This is a genomic window from Pseudomonas sp. SORGH_AS_0199, assembly GCF_031453735.1.
In the GTDB taxonomy this organism is placed as follows: Bacteria; Pseudomonadota; Gammaproteobacteria; order Pseudomonadales; family Pseudomonadaceae; genus Chryseomonas; species Chryseomonas aestiva.
The window spans coordinates 1,643,273-1,661,852 of record NZ_JAVJAE010000001.1 but is presented as its reverse complement, the minus strand read 5'-3'; the positions used below and the strand labels follow the sequence as shown (position 1 = coordinate 1,661,852).

General features: G+C 67.7%; 17 protein-coding genes. 8 read left to right on the top strand and 9 right to left on the bottom strand.

All coding sequences use genetic code 11. The features are described 5' to 3' along the window. The gene (locus QE444_RS07905; protein WP_158895281.1) at positions 1–861 is read right to left on the bottom strand and encodes a LysR family transcriptional regulator; all 861 of its coding nucleotides are present in this window, start codon (positions 859–861) and stop codon (positions 1–3) included. Between the two features lie 97 nt (positions 862–958). Here QE444_RS07905 and QE444_RS07900 point away from each other — a divergent pair, with 97 nt between their 5' ends. Next, positions 959–1,864, top strand: a complete 906-nt coding sequence (locus QE444_RS07900; protein WP_187978541.1) for a DMT family transporter — start codon at positions 959–961, stop codon at positions 1,862–1,864. A gap of 73 nt (positions 1,865–1,937) precedes the next feature. Here the strand turns inward: QE444_RS07900 and QE444_RS07895 are convergent, their stop codons facing one another. Together QE444_RS07895 and QE444_RS07890 are read right to left on the bottom strand one after the other, a co-directional pair. Continuing rightward, the gene (locus QE444_RS07895; protein ID WP_007162553.1) at positions 1,938–2,093 is read right to left on the bottom strand and encodes a hypothetical protein; all 156 of its coding nucleotides are present in this window, start codon (positions 2,091–2,093) and stop codon (positions 1,938–1,940) included. Between the two features lie 204 nt (positions 2,094–2,297). Beyond that, positions 2,298–3,341, bottom strand: a complete 1,044-nt coding sequence (locus tag QE444_RS07890; RefSeq protein ID WP_263259713.1) for a GlxA family transcriptional regulator — start codon at positions 3,339–3,341, stop codon at positions 2,298–2,300. Between the two features lie 218 nt (positions 3,342–3,559). Between QE444_RS07890 and QE444_RS07885 the strand changes: the two genes are divergently transcribed. From QE444_RS07885 to QE444_RS07870, 4 genes are all read left to right on the top strand, one after another. After that, the gene (locus QE444_RS07885; protein WP_263259714.1) at positions 3,560–5,014 is read left to right on the top strand and encodes an amino acid permease; all 1,455 of its coding nucleotides are present in this window, start codon (positions 3,560–3,562) and stop codon (positions 5,012–5,014) included. Positions 5,015–5,100: 86 nt separating this feature from the next. Then, positions 5,101–5,979, top strand: coding sequence for a GntR family transcriptional regulator (locus QE444_RS07880; protein ID WP_285388692.1), 879 nt, complete (start codon positions 5,101–5,103; stop codon positions 5,977–5,979). Positions 5,980–6,058: 79 nt separating this feature from the next. Continuing rightward, a complete protein-coding gene (gene yejK, locus QE444_RS07875) occupies positions 6,059–7,066 on the top strand; it encodes a nucleoid-associated protein YejK (RefSeq protein WP_017640943.1) in 1,008 nt (335 codons plus the stop codon). 275 nt (positions 7,067–7,341) lie between these two features. Next, on the top strand, positions 7,342–7,779 hold the full coding sequence (locus QE444_RS07870) for a hypothetical protein (protein ID WP_133862900.1): 438 nt from the start codon (positions 7,342–7,344) through the stop codon (positions 7,777–7,779). A 321-nt stretch (positions 7,780–8,100) separates the two neighbouring features. On the opposite strand, the gene QE444_RS07865 is transcribed toward QE444_RS07870, so the two are convergent. Both QE444_RS07865 and QE444_RS07860 read right to left on the bottom strand, forming a co-directional pair. Next, positions 8,101–8,868, bottom strand: a complete 768-nt coding sequence (locus QE444_RS07865; RefSeq protein ID WP_309737715.1) for a hypothetical protein — start codon at positions 8,866–8,868, stop codon at positions 8,101–8,103. Positions 8,869–9,128: 260 nt separating this feature from the next. Beyond that, a complete protein-coding gene (locus QE444_RS07860; RefSeq protein WP_187978532.1) occupies positions 9,129–9,644 on the bottom strand; it encodes a dihydrofolate reductase in 516 nt (171 codons plus the stop codon). An 81-nt stretch (positions 9,645–9,725) separates the two neighbouring features. On the opposite strand from QE444_RS07860, the gene QE444_RS07855 reads away from it, so the two are divergent. Next, entirely contained in the window at positions 9,726–11,114 is a 1,389-nt protein-coding gene (locus QE444_RS07855; protein ID WP_309737713.1) for a DUF2868 domain-containing protein, read from the top strand. After that, positions 11,111–12,487: a GTPase/DUF3482 domain-containing protein gene (locus QE444_RS07850; protein ID WP_187978530.1), complete on the top strand. Its 1,377-nt coding sequence runs from the start codon at positions 11,111–11,113 to the stop codon at positions 12,485–12,487. The genes QE444_RS07855 and QE444_RS07850 overlap by 4 nt, the downstream gene beginning before the upstream one ends. Here the strand turns inward: QE444_RS07850 and QE444_RS07845 are convergent. The 4 genes from QE444_RS07845 to QE444_RS07830 form a co-directional block, all read right to left on the bottom strand. Further along, positions 12,484–13,377, bottom strand: a complete 894-nt coding sequence (locus QE444_RS07845) for a proline iminopeptidase-family hydrolase (protein WP_273862992.1) — start codon at positions 13,375–13,377, stop codon at positions 12,484–12,486. The two genes, QE444_RS07850 and QE444_RS07845, sit on opposite strands and share 4 nt — an antisense overlap. Positions 13,378–14,408: 1,031 nt before the next feature. Then, on the bottom strand, positions 14,409–14,570 hold the full coding sequence (locus QE444_RS07840; protein WP_160923579.1) for a DUF2474 domain-containing protein: 162 nt from the start codon (positions 14,568–14,570) through the stop codon (positions 14,409–14,411). Beyond that, positions 14,570–15,592 (bottom strand): cytochrome d ubiquinol oxidase subunit II, encoded by a 1,023-nt coding sequence (gene cydB, locus QE444_RS07835; RefSeq protein WP_133862893.1) that lies wholly within the window; start codon positions 15,590–15,592, stop codon positions 14,570–14,572. Before cydB ends, QE444_RS07840 begins: the two co-directional genes overlap by 1 nt. After that, positions 15,589–17,034, bottom strand: coding sequence for a cytochrome ubiquinol oxidase subunit I (locus tag QE444_RS07830; RefSeq protein WP_133862892.1), 1,446 nt, complete (start codon positions 17,032–17,034; stop codon positions 15,589–15,591). The genes cydB and QE444_RS07830 overlap by 4 nt, the downstream gene beginning before the upstream one ends. Before the next feature lie 303 nt (positions 17,035–17,337). Between QE444_RS07830 and QE444_RS07825 the strand changes: the two genes are divergently transcribed. After that, positions 17,338–18,567, top strand: coding sequence for an MFS transporter (locus tag QE444_RS07825; RefSeq protein ID WP_309737704.1), 1,230 nt, complete (start codon positions 17,338–17,340; stop codon positions 18,565–18,567). Positions 18,568–18,580: the final 13 nt, after the last annotated feature.

Sequence of the window (18,580 nt, the reverse complement as noted above, 5' to 3'; positions counted from 1 at the left end):
CTAGAGGCGAAAATCCTCGGCGATCAGCCCGGCCAGAGAGGCGCAGGCGGGGCTGCGCTCACCGGGCGGCGAGGCCAGCCGCAGCTCGTGCACCGGCAGTTGCGCAAAGCCCTCTTCCGGCGTCAGTTCGCGCATCGGCGGGGTCATGCGCGCCCGGTCGGTGATGGCCACGGCCTGGCCCAGCTCGACCGCCGCTTCCAATGCCGAAGAGGCGGCACTGGTCACCACCGCATGCCAGCGCCGGCCCTGGCGGATCAGCAGGTCGATGCCCAGTTCGCGATAGCTGCAGCCCTCGCCGTGCAGCGCCAGGGGCACGCTGGCGTCCGGGCTCAGCTGCAGTCCGGGACCGGCGACCCACACCGGCTGGGTATGGCCGAACCTCTGGCCGTCCGCCCGATCGGTGCGGGGCGGTCCCACCAGCAGCGCCAGGTCCAGCAGGCCCTGGCCGAGCCAGCGCCGGAGCTGGCTGCTGTTGCCGGTCAGCACCTGCAGGACGATCCCGGGATGCTCGCCCTGCAAGCGCGGCAGCACGGCCTTGAGCAGGCGGGCGGCATAGTCCTCGGCCACGCCCAGGCGCACCTCGCCCACCACCGGCTGGCCGGTGAGACCGGCGAGGATGCGGTCATGGGCCTGCAGCAGGTCGGCGGTCTCCAGCAGCACGCGGCGCCCGAGCGGGGTCAGGGTCACCGCCTGGTTGTCCCGCTCGAACAGCCGGCCGCCGGTCTGCTCCTCCAGTCGGCGGATCTGGCTGCTCACCGCCGAAGGACTGCGATTGAGCTGCAAGGAGGCGGCGCGAAACTGCCCCAGCCGCACGATGGTGTGGAAGGTACGCAGGACGTCGATATCGAGAGGTGCAGGCATGATGCGTTTTTATCGAACCATAGCTACCGATAATGTCGTTTGAGTGTATTACTACCCTGGGCCAGGCTCAAGGCATCCCGTCATCTGGAGCCCGGCCATGCCTGCCATCCTGTCTTCCCCGCTGCTGCGCCAGCTCGCCCTGGTGCTGTGCTGGAGCGCCGGTTTCGTTGGTTATCGCTACGCAGCGGACCAGGCCCCTACCCTGCTGGTGACCTTCTGGCGCCTGCTGCTGGCCGCCGTGCTGCTGCTGCCCTTCGCCTGGGCCGAGGTGCGGCGATTGCCGCTGAAGATCATCGGCCAGCAGGCGGGCATCGGCGTGCTGGCCTTCGCCGGAGCGGCAGGGCCGGCCGCCAAGGCCATCGAACTGGGCGTCTCACCCGGGCTGGCGGCGCTGCTGTCGGATCTGTCGCCGCTGCTGGTGGCCCTGGGTTGCTGCCTGCTGCCGGGCCAGCGCACCAACGGGCGCCAGTGGCTCGGCCTGGGCCTGGGCCTGACGGGCGTCCTGCTGGCCACCGGCGCGGGCGTGGGACTGGGCGTGGCCCCCGGCTGGGCCTACGCCCTGCCGCTGGGCAGCGCCCTGGCCCTGGCGCTGGCGACCCTGGTGCAGAGTCGCGTGCCGCCGAGCCGACTGGCGTTGCGGACGCAGCTGTTCATCCAGCTGGCGGCCAGCAGTCTGGTGATGCTGGGGGTGGCCGGGGTGGAAGGTCCGCTGACCCCACCGCTGACCCTCGGCTTCGCCCTGGCGGTGCTCTGGTTGTTGATCCCGACCCTGCTCGGCTTCGGCCTCTACTGGCTGTGCCTGCGCCAGGGCAGCCCCCAGGCGGTGAGTGGCGCGCTCTACCTGAGTCCGCCAGTGGCGCTGCTGTGGGCCTGGGCCTGTTTCGACGAGCCGCTGGCGCCGGGCATGCTGCTCGGCCTGCTGTTCGCCCTGGCGGGCTTGCTGTGCCTGAATGCGGCGGAGCGGCCCCGGCAGCCGGAGCCGGCGCTGGCATCGGGCAGCTGACTCTGGCGGGAAGGTGCGATACTGACGGTCGTCAGCACCGGGAGGCCTCGCGTGCTGCGAGGCTGGCAGAGGGTCAGGCTTTGTCGTCGGCCTGCTCGTCGTGGTCCTTGAGCGCGGGTTTCTTGCCCGGTTGCGGCGCGTGCTCGGCATCGGGTGCGATGTCCTCGCCCTGATGCTTCTTTTCCTGCTGCACTTTCTTGTCGTGGGCGACGTTACGTGGGTCAGTCATGGGACATCCTCGCTCGGTAGGTCATCAGGTTATCCGTCGCCGCGTCACGCAAGCCGTGTCGCGCCGGGATAAGGCTTCGAGCGGGACGGCAGGCAGCCGTTCCTGTGCGCCGACGAAACGCTCTGGGGCGCGCCCTCTGCCTTCTGCCCTTTGCCCTTTGCCCTTTGCCCTTTGCCCTTTGCCCCGAGCGCAGCGCCAGGCGGCTCAGTACTTCAACCGCCGCTCCTTGGACGGCGGATAGCCGAAGTAGGCCGAATATCTCTTGCTGAAGTGGGTGACCGAGGTGAAGCCGCAGGCGACCGCCACCTCCAGCACCGACAGGGTGGAATGCTGCAGCAGGCGGCGGCCCTCGGTGATGCGGAGCTCCAGGTAATAACGCATGGGCGCGGTGTCGAGCTGCTCGCGAAACAGCCGCTCGACCTGGCGCCGCGAGCGGCCGGCGTAGTCGCACAGCTGCTCGATGGTGAGGGGCTCCTCGATGTTGGCCTCCATCAGGGTCACCACCTCGCGCAGCGGCGGGGTCATCTGCACCTTGAGCGTCGGATTGACCTGGCGAAAGCGCGACTCCTCGAAGGCCAGAATGTTGACCAGGCCATCGGCCAGGGCGCTGCCGCACTGGGCGCCGATCCATTCGAGAAAGAGATGGAAGGCGCCGCTGGGACTGGCCGCGGTGAGGCGATCGCGATCCAGCACATGGCTTTCCGCGGAGGTCTTGCAACCGCGCACCCGTTCGCTGAAGGCGCTGCGCTGCTCGGGATGGATGGCGCAGCGATAGCCGTCCAGCATCCCGGCCTGACCCAGTTGCCAGGCGCCGTTCCACAGGCCGCAGAGGGTCACCTGCTGCTTGGCCGCGCGCAGCAGCAGCGCCTTGAGCCGCGGGTCCAGCTCCAGCGGCGTCCGCAGGCCACCACAGACCACCAGCAGATCGAAGCGGGCGCTCTCCGCGGCGCGGTAGTCGCCGTCCGGACGGATGACGATGCCGAGGTCACTGAGCACCTCGGCGCCGGTCGGGCTGTAGGTCCGGGTAGCGAAGGTCCCGGCGGCCAGCAGGTTGGCGGTGACCAGGGTATCCAGCGCCTGGGTGAAGGACGGCAGGGAAAAGTGATCAAGCAGGATGAAGCCGACCAGCCGGGAAAATTCCGGCCGCGGCCGCGTCGACTGCAACTGCAGGTAGTTCTTGCCCTGGATACCGCTGCCAAAGGTTCTCGAATCGATCACGCTGCGCTGCCTTCTCCGACCTTGGGCCATGCTAGCCGAAGCTCGGCCCGGCGTTGATCGGACTGCGACAGTCGCGCACCGACGACCGCCATCCCACCTGGCGCCCTTGGCCTGCTAAGCTTCGCGGCTTTTTTGGCGCTGCCCGCGCCGACGGCCGCGGGCGTTCCGCACACCACCCTTCATTCGACGACCGCGACTGGCCGCCAGAGCCAGCGCCGGCCCCCGTTAAACTGCCAGCTGGAAACCCCATGTCCACTGCCTCTCCGAGTCTGCAGCGCCGGCTCAAGCCCCGCCACCTCAACATGATCGCCATCGGCGGCTCCATCGGCACCGGGCTGTTCGTCGCCTCCGGCGCCACCGTGGCCACTGCCGGCCCGGGCGGCGCCCTGGCGGCCTATGCGCTGATCGGCCTGATGGTCTACTTCCTCATGACCAGCCTCGGCGAGATGGCCGCCTACCAGCCGGTGTCGGGTTCCTTCTCCATCTATGGCAGTCGCTTCGTCGAGGACGGCTTCGGCTTCGCCCTCGGCTGGAACTACTGGTACAACTGGGCGGTGACCATCGCCGCCGAACTGGTGGCGGCGCAACTGGTGATGGGCTTCTGGTTTCCCGAGGTGCCCGGGCTGATCTGGAGCGCACTGTTCCTCGCGCTGATGTTCCTGCTCAATGCGGTGTCGGTGCGCGGCTTCGGCGAGAGCGAATTCTGGTTCGCGCTGATCAAGGTGGCCACCGTGGTGGTCTTCATCGGCCTGGGCCTGGCCGCCATCCTCGGCATCTTCAGCGGCATCGAGCCGCCTGGGCTGTCCGTGTTCACCCAGGGCGAGGCGCCCTTCGTCGGCGGCCTGCAGGCCATGGTCGGGGTGGCCATGATCGCCGGCTTTTCCTTCCAGGGCACCGAGCTGATCGGCATCGCCGCCGGCGAATCGGAAAATCCGCGCAAGAACGTGCCCATCGCCATCCGCCAGGTGTTCTGGCGCATCCTGATGTTCTATGTGCTGGCGATCTTCGTCATCGGCATGCTGATCCCCTATACCGATCCGCGCCTGCTGCAGAACGATGCCACCGACGTCTCCGTCTCGCCGTTCACCCTGCTGTTCGAGCGCGCCGGCCTGGCCTTCGCCGCCAGCCTGATGAACGCGGTGATCCTCTCGGCGGTGCTCTCCGCCGGCACCTCGGGCATGTACGCCTCGACGCGGATGCTGCACAGCCTGGCCGAACAGGGCAAGGCGCCGCGGCTGTTCGCCCGCGTCTCGCGCAATGGCGTGCCGCGCAACGCCCTGCTGGCCACCACCGCGGTGGGCGCCCTGTGCTTCTTCACCTCCCTGGTGGGCGACAAGGCGCTCTATGGCTGGCTGCTCAACACCTCGGGCATGTGCGGCTTCATCGCCTGGCTGGGCATCGCCGTGTCCCACTATCGCTTCCGCCAGGGCTACCTGGCCCAGGGTCGCCGGCTGGAAGACCTGCCCTACCGTGCCAAGCTGTTTCCCTTCGGGCCGCTGCTGGCCTTCGCCCTCTGCCTGGTGATCACCCTGGGGCAGAACTATGCCGCCCTGTTCGGGCCGCACGGCGTCGACTGGCTGGGCCTGGCCGCCACCTACATCAGCCTGCCGCTGTTTCTCGCCGTCTGGCTGGGCTATCGCTGCAAGCACGGCAGCCGGCTGGTTAAGCTCAAGGACATGGACGTCAGCCCGAGCGGCGACTGAGCGCTCGCCCGCGGGACCCGCCGGCTGCGCCCGGCGGGTCCCGTGCTAGCATCCCGGATCTTTCCGATCGACTCGCCAGCGCTGCCATGGGCACCACCCTCGCCTCCCAACTGATTCCCGACATCCTCACCTACATCGCCTCGCACCAGCTGGCGGTCGGCACCCGGCTGCCCGAGCGCGCCCTGGCCGAGCGGCTGCGGGTGTCGCGCTCGCCGGTGCGCAGCGCCCTGCAGCAGATGGCCGACCAGAGCCTGCTGGCGCGGCATCCCGAGGGCGGTTTCGCCGTGGCCGCCGCGGCCCTGGACGCCACGCCCCAGGCGCGCGAAGAGGTGTCCGCCAGCGAACGCCTGTACCTGACCATCGCCCGCGACCGCATCGAGGGCGAATTGCCGCTCAAGGTCACGGAAAACGAGCTGATCCGCCGCTACCAGGTCACCCGTGGGCAACTGGCCGATATCCTCAGGCGCATCGTCCAGGAAGGCTGGGCGGAGCGCCTGCCGGGCTACGGCTGGAGCTTCGTCGAAGGTCTCACCTCGCCGGATGCCTATGCCCAGAGCTATGCCTTCCGCCTGCTGATCGAGCCGGCTGGCATCCGCGACGCCGGCTTCACCCTGGATGCCGGCGAATTGCGGCGCTGCCGCGACGAGCAGGCGCTGCTGGCCGCGGGCCGGGTGTTCGAGGCCTCGCCCGCGGAGATCTTCGACGCCAACACCCGCCTGCACGAGACCATCGTCCGCTGCTCGGGCAATGCCTTCATCCTCGATGCACTGCGCCGGCTCAATCGCCTGCGCCGCTTGATCGAATACCAGAAGTCGGTGGATCGCGAGCAGGCCCAGCGCCGCTGTCAGGAGCACCTGCAGCTGATCGACCTGCTGCTCGAGGATCGCCGTGAAGAAGCCGCGGTCTTCATGACCCGCCACCTGGGCAACGCGCTGCAGGAAAAGCAGGCCACGGCGGCGCGCTGAGCCTGCGGCGCCCAGGGCCTGCCCGCCAGGGCGCGGGGGCGTTAGACTGGCGGACTTTTCTCCGTTACCCGAGGCCGTCATGCCGATCCGTCACGCCATCGTCCATCTGATCGACAAGAAGCCCGACGGCCAGCCCGCGACCCTGCACGCGCGGGACGCCGAACTGGCCGACTCCCAGGCCATCGAGAATCTGCTGGCCGATCTCAACGACAGCTACAACGCCAAGCCCAACAAGGCCTGGGGCCTGTTCCACGAGGAATCCGGCGCCTATCCCTTGAGCGGCTGGCTCCATGCCTACCTGGAAGGCGAGCAGGACTTCGTCGCCTTCAGTCGCCAGGCGGTGGAGCACCTCAAGGGGCTGATGGAGAGCAGCAACCTTTCCACCGGCGGCCATGTGCTGTTCGCCCAGTACCAGCAGGGCATGACCGACTACCTGAGCATCGCCCTGCTGCACCACAGCGAGGGGGTGACCGTCACCGAGAGTCTGGAAGTGGCCCCGGCCAAGCACCTGGACCTGGGCCAGCTGCACTTGGCGGCGCGCATCAACCTCTCGGAATGGCGCAACAACAAGCAGTCGCGCCAGTACATCTCCTTCATTCGCGGCAAGGGCGGCAAGAAGGTCTCGGATTACTTCCGCGACTTCATCGGCTGCCAGGAAGGCGTCGACGCCAAGGGCGAGACCCGCACCCTGCTCAAGGCTTTCAGCGACTACGTGGAAAGCGAGGACCTGCCGGAAGAAGCCGCCAAGGAAAAGACCGACACCCTGGTGGACTACGCCAGCAGCCAGGCCAAGCGCGGCGAGCCCATGGCCCTGGACGCCCTCTCCGAGCTGATGGATGACCAGGCACCACGCGCCTTCTACGACTACATCCGCAACAAGGATTACGGTCTGGCCCCGGAGATCCCGGCGGACAAGCGCACCCTCAATCAATTCCGCCGCTTCACCGGCCGTGCCGAGGGGCTGTCGATCAGCTTCGAGGCGCACCTGCTGGGCTCGCGCATCGAATACGACGAAGGCCAGGATCTGCTGATCATTCGCGAGGTGCCGACCCAGCTGAAAGACCAGCTCAAGCGGCGCAATGACTAGGCTTGGTCCGAAAAGTCGCCGCGCGAAGGTCAGGCAAGGCGAAAATTCGTGAGGAAGCGGCGTTTACGAGCAGTAGATGAGCGTTCGGAACGGCTTTTCAACGCAGCCTGGCCGAGCGCAGGCACTTTTCAGCCAGGCCCCGGTGACCGCCGGGCCGCTGGACACCTGGGGTTGCAAACGCGATCACCGATCGGGCGCCCCCGGCTGGACAGCGGCCGGCCAAAGGGGGCACAAGATGTCCCTTCTTTTCCTTATCTGCCGAAAAAGTCGAAACCATGAGCCAGTACCCCTTCGAACGCCGCATCGTCATCACCCTGCAATCGAACAACGAACTGACGCTCGACGCCGCCCTCGACCAGGCCGTGTCGCGCATCAAGCAGGGCGAGATCCACGGTGGTGACGAAGGCCTGGCCACCGCCTACAGCTTCCATGTGGACACCGTCGCCGAAGGCCCCTCCGGTCCGGTGGACCTGGGCGAATACCTGGGCCGTCCGGCGACCAAGGCCGAGCAGAGCGTGGTGGACGCCGGCGTGGTCCCGCGCTTCCGCCTGGGCCAGACGGTGGCCGTGCAGGTCGGCAATGGCGAACCCAAGCCCAGCAGCATTCAGGAAGTGCGCCTTTTTCCCCAGGTGGAAGGCCCTTGCTGGCTGTACCTGGTGGAAGAGCGCGTCCACCGCGACTACCTGCCGGCGAAGAAGCTGCGGGCGATCTGAGGGCATCTTGGCGTTGGGCTTCGCTGCGCTCAGCGCCAACCTACCGCTCCGACGTAGATTGGGTTGAGACGGCTTCATCGTCGAAACTCAACAGATAGACCTGAGCGCCACGATGTTGGGCTTCGCTGCGCTCAGCGCCAACCTACCGACCGCGTAGGTTGGGATGAGACGGCTCCATCGTCGAAGCCCAACAGACAGGTCTGAGCGACACGATGTTGGGCATCGCTGCGCTCAGCGCCAACCTACCGCTCTGACGTAGGCTGGGTTGAGACGGCTCCATCGTCGAAGCCCAACAAGCAGGTCTTAGCCCAACAGCGTCACTCAACCAAAGGCGGCGATCTGGCGATAGAGCGACAGCGAAGGCGCCGCCGCCGCGCCGGTCATCTGGGTGAGGATGCTGCCATCCAGTACGGTGCTCGCTTCGGCGTCCTGCCCGTCCGCCGGTTGCATCGTCCATTGGGGTGCGCCATCCGCCCCGGTGGTGACGCCAAAGGTCGGCGCCGCCAACGCGGCCGTTTCCTGAGCCGCCGCAGTCGCCACCCCGCCAGGGTTCAGGCCATCAATGAGCTGGCTGTTCAACTGACCCGACTGCCAGTCCGGCGCGCCCGGATTCAGGGTCCCGAGAATGCCGGCATCCTCGGTGGCGGCAGGTGCCCAGTTCCACACGGCGGCGCCCTGGCCTGATGTGGAGAGACCGGAAAAGGCCACGTTGGCGCCATCGGTACCGCGCTGCGCCCCTTCGAAATAGGCCAGCTGACGCTCAGCCGAAGTAAAGGTGCCGGAATCGTCGCTGGCGATCCGGGTCAGGCTGTCGCTGTCCAGATTGGCGAAGGGATCCTGGGTAGAGGCGTCGGCATAGCGACTGTCGTCATGGTAATAGCTCACCAGCAGGTGATTGGCCGCCTGCTTGGCCAATTGCACGCGGTCGGCACTGGCATCCTGGGGCAGTTCGCCGAGCACGGCGGCATCGGTGCCCTGGCTGCGGATCTGCTGCTGGAGGATCTGCATGAAGCCATCGAGATCGCTGTTACCGTTCGACTGGCCCGGCAGCAATCCGGCTATGAGCTGGGCGGCGGGCGACAGATCCACCGCCACATCGGTGCCGGCTGGGATTCCCCCCGCGCTGGTGGAGTCACTGGCGGATGCGCCCTGACTGGCGGTAACGCTCGGATTGGCAGGCTGAGTCCCTGCCATTGCCGTCGAAGTCTGGCTGTCGATCGCCCTCATGGTCGTGCCCTCCGGCCGCCCAGGCGGCCTGCCTCAGCGTCTTTATGCCATACCCGTCTTAGGTTTTACTTAAGGTCGAAACAATGACCGGAGCCAGGCGGGAAGGCTGCAGGCGACCGCCCCTAGGCCCGGCGCTCCCAGACCTCGCAGGCATAGGCCGGACGGTCGTCCTCGGCCGCATGTTCCTGGCGCGAGACAAGCTCCCACTCCGCCTCCTGCCAATCGGGAAAGAACACATCCCCGGCCGGCGCCAGGGCGACCCGGGTCAGGTAAAGGCGCTGGGCCACCGGCAGGGCTTCGGCGAACAGCTGGGCGCCACCGATCAGCATGATCTCGCTGGCCTCGCGCTCCCGGGCCCAGGCCTCGGCGCGCTCCACGGCAGCGGCCAGCGAGGTCCGCACCTCGGCACCTTCGGCCACCAGATCAGTCTGACGGGAGACCACCAGATTCAGTCGGCCCGGCAACGGGCGGCCCAGGGAATCCCAGGTCTTGCGACCCATGACCAGCGGCTTGCCGAGGGTCACGGCCTTGAAATATTTGAGCTCCGCCGGCAGGTGCCAGGGGAGACGATTGTCGATGCCGATGACGCCGTTGTCGGCCACGGCGACGATCAGGCTCAGGGGGAGAGAGGTTTTCATGGTGACAGAGCATAACAGAGGCGTTAACAGCCAGGGCGCCAGGGACTATGCTCGGCGTCTTTGCCGCAAGGGCGTCGACGCGTGACCGCACTCCCCTCTCCCGCCTTCGAGGATCTCTGGCTCACCGAAGCCCTGCGCCTGACCGAGGAAGACAGCGGCCCGCTGGAAGACGCCGAGGCCAATCGCCAGGCACGCGCGGCCGGCGGTCCCTTCGAGGCGCGACTGGTGACGCGCGCCCGTCTGCTCGGTCAGCGCGACGGTCTGCTGGCGGCACGGCGTCGCTGGCGCCAGGGCGCGCTGCTGGCCGCCTGGCTGCTGGGCATCGTGGCGCTGTTCTGCGGCGCGGGACTCGCCGCCGGGGCCCTGGGCGATGGCAGTCGCCCGGTCAATGTGTTCTGGGCGCTGGGCAGTCTGCTCGGGATCAACCTGCTCAGCCTGCTGGTCTGGACCCTCGGCCTGCTGGGCGGCGGCCGCCAGCTGGCCTCGCCGCTGGCGCGCCTCTGGCTGTGGCTCTCCGGCCGCCTGGCGCGCGATGCCCGCGCCCTGCACCTGGGGCCCGCGCTGGTCGGGCTGCTCGGCCGCGCCCGTCTGCTGCCCTGGGCGCTGGGCGGGCTGGTGCACGGTCTCTGGCTGCTGATCCTCGGCAGCGCCCTGGCCACCCTGCTGGCCCTGCTTTCCGGGCGCAGCTATCTGTTCGTCTGGGAGACCACCCTGCTTGGCAGCGACACCTTCGTGCTGCTCACCCAGGTACTCGGCGCCCTGCCCCAGCTGCTGGGTTTTCCGCTGCCCGATCCGGCCAGCATCGCCGCCAGTGGCGATGCTGGCAGCCCCCTGGCCACGGCACGGCAGGCCTGGGCCGGCTGGCTGCTGGGCGTGGTACTGGTCTACGGCCTGCTGCCACGGCTGCTGTTGACCCTGCTCTGCCTGTGGCGCTGGCGACGCGGTCGCCAACGGCTGCGGCTGGACGTCGAGCGCCCGGGCTATCTGCAACTGCGCGAACGCCTGCTACCCACCAGCGAACGCCTGGGCGTCAACGACGCCGCCCCCGCCCACCTGCCCCAGCAGGACGCCGGCGGTCTCGCCCGCACCGGCGACGAGGCGCTGCTGGTGGGCATCGAACTCACCGACCATACCTGGCCGCCGCCGCTGCCCGAGGGCGTGCGCGATGCCGGCATCCTTGACGATGGCCAGGGCCGGCGCCATCTGCTCGAACAGCTGACCCGCTATCCGGCGCGCCGCCTGCTGATCGCCTGCGATCCGCGCCGGTCGCCGGATCGCGGTACCCTGGCCTTGCTAGCAGAATTGTCGCGCTGTGCCACGGCGACCCGCGTCTGGCTGTTGCCCGCGCCCTTGGGCAGCAAGCTCGATCCGGTCCGCCTGGACAACTGGCGGCAGGCGCTGGACGCCCTGCGTCTGGCACACTGCGCCGGCGATCTCGAAGAACTGGCCTGGCTGGAGACGAATCCATGAGCGGCCCCCTGCGCCTGGCGCTGGTCGGTCACACCAATGTCGGCAAGACCTCACTGCTGCGCACCCTGACCCGCGACATCGACTTCGGCGAGGTTTCCCATCGTCCCAGCACCACCCGCCATGTCGAGGGTGCCCGATTGTCGGTGGACGGCGAGGCCCTGCTGGAGCTCTACGATACCCCCGGCCTGGAGGACGCCATCGCCCTGCGCGACTACCTGGAGCAACTGGAAAGACCCGGCGAACGCCTGGACGCCGCCACCCTGCTCGATCGCTTTCTCGACAGCGTGGAAGCCCGCCAGAGATTCGAGCAGGAGGCCAAGGTGATTCGCCAGCTGCGCGCCTCCGATGCCGGGCTCTATGTGATCGACGCCCGCGAGCCGGTGCTGGCCAAGTACCGCGACGAACTGGCGGTGCTGGCTGGTTGCGGGCGGCCGCTGGTGCCGGTGCTCAATTTCGTCGCCGCCGACGGTCACCGCGCCGACGACTGGCGCGCCATCCTGGCCCGTCTCGGCCTGCACGCCCTGGTGCGCTTCGACAGCGTCGCCCCGCCGGCGGATGGCGAGGCGCGTCTCTACGAAAGCCTGGCGACCCTGCTGGAAAGCGGCCGCCCGGCGCTGCAACGGCTGATCGCCGACCATGCCGAGCAGGCCCGCCGCCGCCATCAGCAAGGCGTGCGGCTGATCGCCGAATTGCTGGTGGACGCCGCCGCCGCCCGGCGCAGCGTGGCGCCGGGCGAAGCCGAGGTCAGTACCGCGACCGCCGAGTTGCGCGACGCCCTGCGCACCCGTGAACAACGCTGTGTGGAAGAACTCCTGCGGCTGTTCGGCTTTCGCCCGGGCGATGCCCATGCCAGCGACCTGCCGCTGCTGGACGGCCGCTGGGGCGATGACCTGTTCAATCCGGAAACCCTGCGCCTGCTCGGCATCCGCCTGGGCGGCGGCGTGGCGGCCGGGGCGGCTGCAGGGGTCGGTCTGGACCTGCTCGCCGGCGGCCTGACCCTGGGCGCCGCCACGGTACTGGGCGCCCTGGCCGGTGGCCTGGCCCAGACCGGCGGCCACTATGGCCGGCGGCTGTTCGGCAAGCTGCGCGGCGGACGGGAACTGTCCATCGACGACGCCGTGCTGCGCCTGCTGGCGCTGCGGCAGCGTCAGCTGCTGGCGGCGCTGGAAATCCGCGGCCACGCCGCCCAGGGTGCCATCGAAGTGGCCGCGCCTGACGAGCAGCGCTGGCGCGAAGGCAAGCTGCCCGCCGCCGTGCAGGTAGCCCGGGCCCACCCGGAATGGTCGGCGCTCAATCCGCGGTCGCGCCTGCAGGCCGACGACCGCCAGACCCGCATCGACGAGATCGCTGCGGCCCTCGACGCCGAGGCCTAACCGCGCTCCACCTCGGCGAGAAAGTCCGCCACGATGGCCATGCAGGCCTCGCGTTCTTCCACGTGGGGCATGTGGCTGGAATTCTCGAAGATGCGCCAGCGCACGTCCGGGATGAGCCGGTCGAAGGGCTCCACGCAGGCCGGCGTGGCCTCGTCGTGACGCCCGGAGATCAGTAGCGTCGACACCTGGATCCGCGCCAGCCGCTCGATCACGCTCCAGTCCCGCAGACTGCCGATCACATGGAACTCGGTAGGACCGTTCATGGCGTGATAGACGGTGGGATCGGCGTCGATGGCGGCGAAGGTCCGCACCACCTCGGCCGGCAGCGGCTGCACCCGGCAGACATGGCGGTCATAGAAGACCTGGCTGGCGGCGCGATACTCGGGCGAGTCGGTGGTGCCGGCGGCCTCGTGGCGCTCCAGGGTGGCCTGCACCGCGGACGGCAACTCGGCCCGCAGCCCTGCTGCAGCCGCGCGCCAGAGCGCCATCGACGCAGGCGAATTGGCAATGATCAGCCCCCGCAGTCCTGCAGGCTGACGCACCCCGTGCTCGGCAGCCAGCATTCCGCCCCAGGATTGGCCGAGCAGCGCGTATTGGCCGATACCCAGGTGGCGCAGCAGGTTGTTCAGCTCGTCGAGAAACAGCTCCACCGTCCAGAATCCCGGATCGATGCCGCGCAGGTGGGTGGAACGGCCATTGCCCAGCTGGTCGTAATGCACCACCGGCCAGCCGTGCTCGGCCAGGTCCTTGAAGCTGTCGACATAGTCATGGGTGCAACCGGGACCGCCGTGGGCCACCACCAGCGGTAATCGCCCGCTGGCCAGCTCACCGGTGACCCGGTACCAGGTCTGGTGGCCTTGGAAATCGGCGTAGCCTTCTTGAACCTGCATGGATGCCTTCCTCGTCGCGATGGGAACGGAGTCAGGCTAGCGGGCGGGCGGGAGCGGGATAACTGGGAAAAGTTGTAGGTTTGGGGAGTGGGCTGCGTTGCAGTTTTAATCAGCTCCGCGGCTGATGCGCGGCGTTTGACCCGTTCACGCCGGACTGCCCCCTCTCCCGCTTGCGGGGGAGGGTTGGGGTGGGGGTAGTGCTTTTGCTCAGGCCGCCAAGCTGATTTTAGGAATCTGCTGACGATCCTTGTTCCGCCCCGCCGGGCGGGTCACTTTTTTCAATTGCCAAAAAAGTAACCAAAAACGCTCACCCCGACTGGCCGGTCCTGCGCCTTGCGCAGGATGCCCTCACGTCAGCGCCGCTCCAGCGGGCCGTGGCCGAAGGGCCGTCCTGGCCCTCGGCCTCTTTCGCGGCATCCATGCCGCTCACCCACTTCCGCGACACTGCCGTTCGACCGGCCAAACGGGGCACTGGGGTGCCGGCTGAGAGTTGGGCGTCATAGAGCAGACCTGCGTTCCAAACCTGCTGATCTACTGAATCAGTGCCGCCAAGAAACATGTGAAGAGAAGGGAAGAGAAGAGAAGAGAAGAGAAGAACTGATCAGCCTTTTAAAAAGACACTTTCAGCCGGCACCCAAGCGCCCTGTTCAGTAGGCCGAACGCAGCCACTCTGGAGGCGGGTGAGCGGCAGGGATGCCGCGAAAGGCGTCGAGGGCCAGGACGGCCCTTCGACGGCGGCCCGGCGGAAGAGCGGCGGAGCGAGGGGACCCGGAGCGCAGCGTAGGGCCGGATGACCAGGGCGAGCGTTTTTGGTTACTTTTTTTGCGACTGAAAAAAGTAACCCGCCCGGCGAGGGCGGAACAAAAGCCTACCGAGCACACCGCAAATCAGCTCGGCAGGTTGACCCACCCCAACCCTCCCCCGCAAGCGGGAGAGGGGGCGTCTGGCGTAAAGGGTAGCTTTCCAGCACAGGATCGTGCCCTGCGTAGGGTGGATGACGGCGCAGCCTCATCTACCAACACACGGAAGGGTCAGTGCGACTTGAGCCCCGCCGCCGTCAGCACCAATCTCAGCACCCAGGCCACCACGCCGAGTGCTACCAGGCTGCAGGCCCAGATGGCGGCCATCCAGGCGAGCCGCTGCCAGAGCGGCTTGTTATCGGCGGGATTGGGTTCGCGCGAGCGGCCGACCATCAGTGGTAGCCCTCCCCCGCGCGGACCTTGCCGCGGAACACGTAGTAGCCCCAGAAGGTGTACATCAGGGTGATCGGAATGATGAACAGGGTGCCGATGAGCAGGAACAGCTGGCTCTGCGGCGGCGACGAGGCCTCCCAGATGGAAACGCCCGGCGGGATGATGTTCGGCCAGAGGCTGATGCCCAGACCGCTGTAGCCGAGGAAGATCAGCGCCAGGGTCAGCAGGAAGGGCGCGTGGTGCGAGTCCTCGCGCAGGATGGCGCGCAGCAGGGCCAGGGTCACCACGCCCACCAGGATCGGCACCGGCAGGAACCAGACCAGATTGGGCATGCTGAACCAGCGGGCGGAGATGGCCGCCTGGCTCAGCGGGGTCCAGATGCTCACCACCGCGGTAAAGGCCAGCAGCAGGAACAGCAGCGGCTTGGTCAGGCGACGCATGGTGGCCTGCAGCGGGCCCTCGGTCTTCATGATCAGCCAGGTGCTGCCCAGCAGCGCATAGGCGGCGATGACGCCCAGGCCGCAGAACATCGAGAAGGGCGTCAGCCAGTCCAGCGGACCGCCGACATACTGCCGATTCTCCACCGGGAAGCCTTCGATGAAGGCGCCCAGGGCCACGCCCTGACAGAAGCTGGCCAGTAGCGAGCCGAAGATGAAGGACTTGTCCCACAGGGCTTCCTTGCCTTCCTGGACCTTGAAGCGGAATTCGAAGGCCACGCCGCGGAAGATCAGGCCGATCAGCATGAAGATCAGCGGCAGGTAGAGCGCCGGCAGGATCACCGCGTAGGCCAGCGGGAAGGCGCCATAGAGCCCCGCCCCGCCGAGCACCAGCCAGGTCTCGTTGCCGTCCCAGATGGGCGCCACGGTGTTCATCATGACGTCGCGATCTTCCTTGCCCTTGACGAAGGGGAAGAGGATGCCGATGCCCAGGTCGAAGCCGTCCATGACCACGTACATCATGAGGCCGAAAATGATGATGATCGCCCAGATCAGCGGGAGGTCGATGCCAGGGATGCCGTTCATGTGCGGTCTCCGGTCAGCTGGTCATTGGGATTGTCTTCTTCCAGGCCGCCATCGGCGCCGGACAGCGGACGCTTGGGATGACGATCGGTGCCCGGGCCGCCGGAGGTGGGCAGGTCGCCTTCACCGGTGTGCGGACCCTTGCCGATCATGCGCAGCGCATAGAGGGTGCCGATGCCGAACACGGCGAAGTAGACCACCACGAAGGCCACCAGGGTGATGCTCAGCTGGGTGACGCTGTGGTTGGACACCCCGTCCTTGGTGCGCAGGAGGCCGTAGACGATCCACGGCTGGCGGCCCACCTCGGTGGTGAACCAGCCGGCCAGCAGGGCGATGAGGCCGACCGGCCCCATGCAGGTGACCAGGCGCAGGAAGCCGCGGGTCTCGAACAGTTTGCCGCGCCAGCGCAGCCAGGCGCTCCACAGGCCGGCGGCGATCATCAGCATGCCGAGGGCGACCATGATGCGGAACGACCAGAACACCACATAGGCCGGCGGCCGGTCTTCCTTGGGGAAGTCCTTGAGCGCCGGGATCGGCTCGGTGAGGCTGTGCTTGAGGATCAGGCTGCCGAGCACCGGGATCTCCAGCTTGAAGCGGGTTTCCTCGCGCTCCATGTCCGGCCAGCCGAACAGGATCAGCGGGGTCGCCTCGCCTGGGGGGTTCTCCCAGTGGCCTTCCATCGCGGCGATCTTGGCCGGCTGGTGCTCCAGGGTGTTGAGGCCGTGGGCGTCGCCGACGAAGGCCTGGATGGGGGCTACCAGCAGGGCCATCCACATGGCCATGGAAAACATCTTGCGCACCGCCGGGTTGTCGTTGCCGCGCAGCAGGTGCCAGGCCGCCGAGGCGCCGACCAGGAAGGCCACCGACAGGTAGGCGGCGATGGTCATGTGCGCCCAGCGGAAGGGGAACGACGGGTTGAAGATCACCGCCAGCCAATCCACCGGGACGATGCGCCCATCGACGATCTCGTAGCCGCTCGGGGTGTGCATCCAGCTGTTGGAGGCCAGGATCCAGAAGGTCGACATCAGGGTGCCGATCGCCACCATCACCGTCGAGAAGAAGTGCAGGCCGCGGCCCACGCGATTCCAGCCGAACAGCATGACGCCGAGGAAGCCGGCCTCGATGAAGAAGGCGGTGAGCACCTCGTAGGTCAGCAGCGGGCCGGTCACGGCGCCGGCATAGTCGGCGAAGCCGCTCCAGTTAGTGCCGAACTCGTAGGCCATCACCAGACCGGACACCACGCCCATGCCGAAGAAGATCGCGAAGATCTTCAGCCAGAAATGATACAGATCCTTGTAGACGTGGTTGTCGGTCTTCAGCCACAGCCCTTCGAGCACGGCAAGAAAGCTCGCGGTACCGATGGACAGCGCCGGAAAGACGATGTGGAAGGACACGGTGAAGGCGAACTGGATCCGGGCGAGATCCAGGGCTTCGAGGCCGAACATAGCTATTCCTCTCAGGCACGCCGGCCGTCGAGAGCAGCCGGTCGAGTTGACGCTGACCGAGGTTCGAACCTCCGGCGTCGCCTGGGGTTCGAGCGGGACGCTAAAAAGGCGCCGCCGCCGCTAGCCCAAAGGACCAGGTCGGAAGCTGACGTGGATCAACGTCAGGCTTTAGGATAGTCCTCCTCGATACATTTGCTTACGTGGTTCGATGTCGCATCGGGCAGGCTGTCGCACCCCGCAGTTGTATGACGATCAGCCTCGGGGTGGCTTAAGATGCCGCCTCTGCCCTCGCGAGCCCCAGTCATGTCCGGCGATACCCTGCAGCTGCGTCACCACCGTCCCTTCGTCGCCTTCTGGTTCGCCCGCATCTGTACCGCCGGCAGTTTCCAGATGCTCACCGTCGCCATCGGCTGGCACCTCTATTCCCTCACCGGCAACGTGCTCGACCTCGGCCTGGTGGGGCTGGTGGAATTCCTGCCGCGGGTGCTGTTCATGCTGCACACCGGACATGTCGCCGATCGCTACGACCGCCGTCGGGTCGCCGCCCTCTGCCAGAGCGGCCAGGGACTGATCGCCCTGGTGCTGCTGGTGGGCAGCCTCAATCACGCGGTAACCCGCGAACTGATCTTCATCCTGGCGTTCTGCCTGGGCACCGCCCGCGCCTTCGAGCAGCCCACCACCCAGGCGCTGCTGCCCAACATCGTGCCGCCTTCGATCTTTCCCCGCGCCATCGCCGCGGCGGCCTCGGCCATGCAGGGCGCCACCATCATCGCCCCGGCGCTGGGCGGGCTGCTCTATGCCCTGGGCGCCGCCTGGGTCTATGGCCCGGCGCTGGTGCTCTATGGCATCGCCATCCTGCTGGTCTCCAGCCTGCCGGCGCGGCAGACGCCCAGCCAGAAGGAAAAGCCGACCCTGAACAACCTGCTGGCCGGCATCCGCTTCATCAGGAGTCGCCCGGACGTACTCGGCGCCATCTCCCTGGATCTGTTCGCCGTGCTGCTGGGCGGCGCCACCGCCCTGCTCCCGGTGTTCGCCGCCGACATCCTGCTCACCGGGCCCTGGGGCCTTGGCCTGCTGCGCTCGGCACCCGCGGTGGGCGCCCTGGGCATGTCCTTTCTGCTCGCCTACGTCAGCCTCAATCGTCACGTGGGCCGCATCATGTTCGGTTCGGTGGCGCTGTTCGGCGTCGCCACCATCGCCTTCGGGCTATCCACCTCGCTGTGGTTCTCGCTGGCCACCCTGGTGGTGCTGGGCGCCGCCGACATGGTCAGCGTGGTGATCCGCAGCTCCTTCGTGCAGCTGGAAACCCCGGATGCAATGCGCGGCCGGGTCAGTGCGGTCAACGGGCTGTTCATCGGCGCCTCCAACCAGCTCGGCGAATTCGAATCGGGGGTCACCGCGCACTTCTTCGGCACCGTGCCGGCGGTGGTGCTGGGCGGCGTCGGCACCCTGGTGATCACCGGGGTCTGGATGAAGCTGTTCCCGGGCCTGGCCAGGCGCGACCGGCTGACGGAGCCACGCGACGACGGTTGAATCCTGGCCAGTC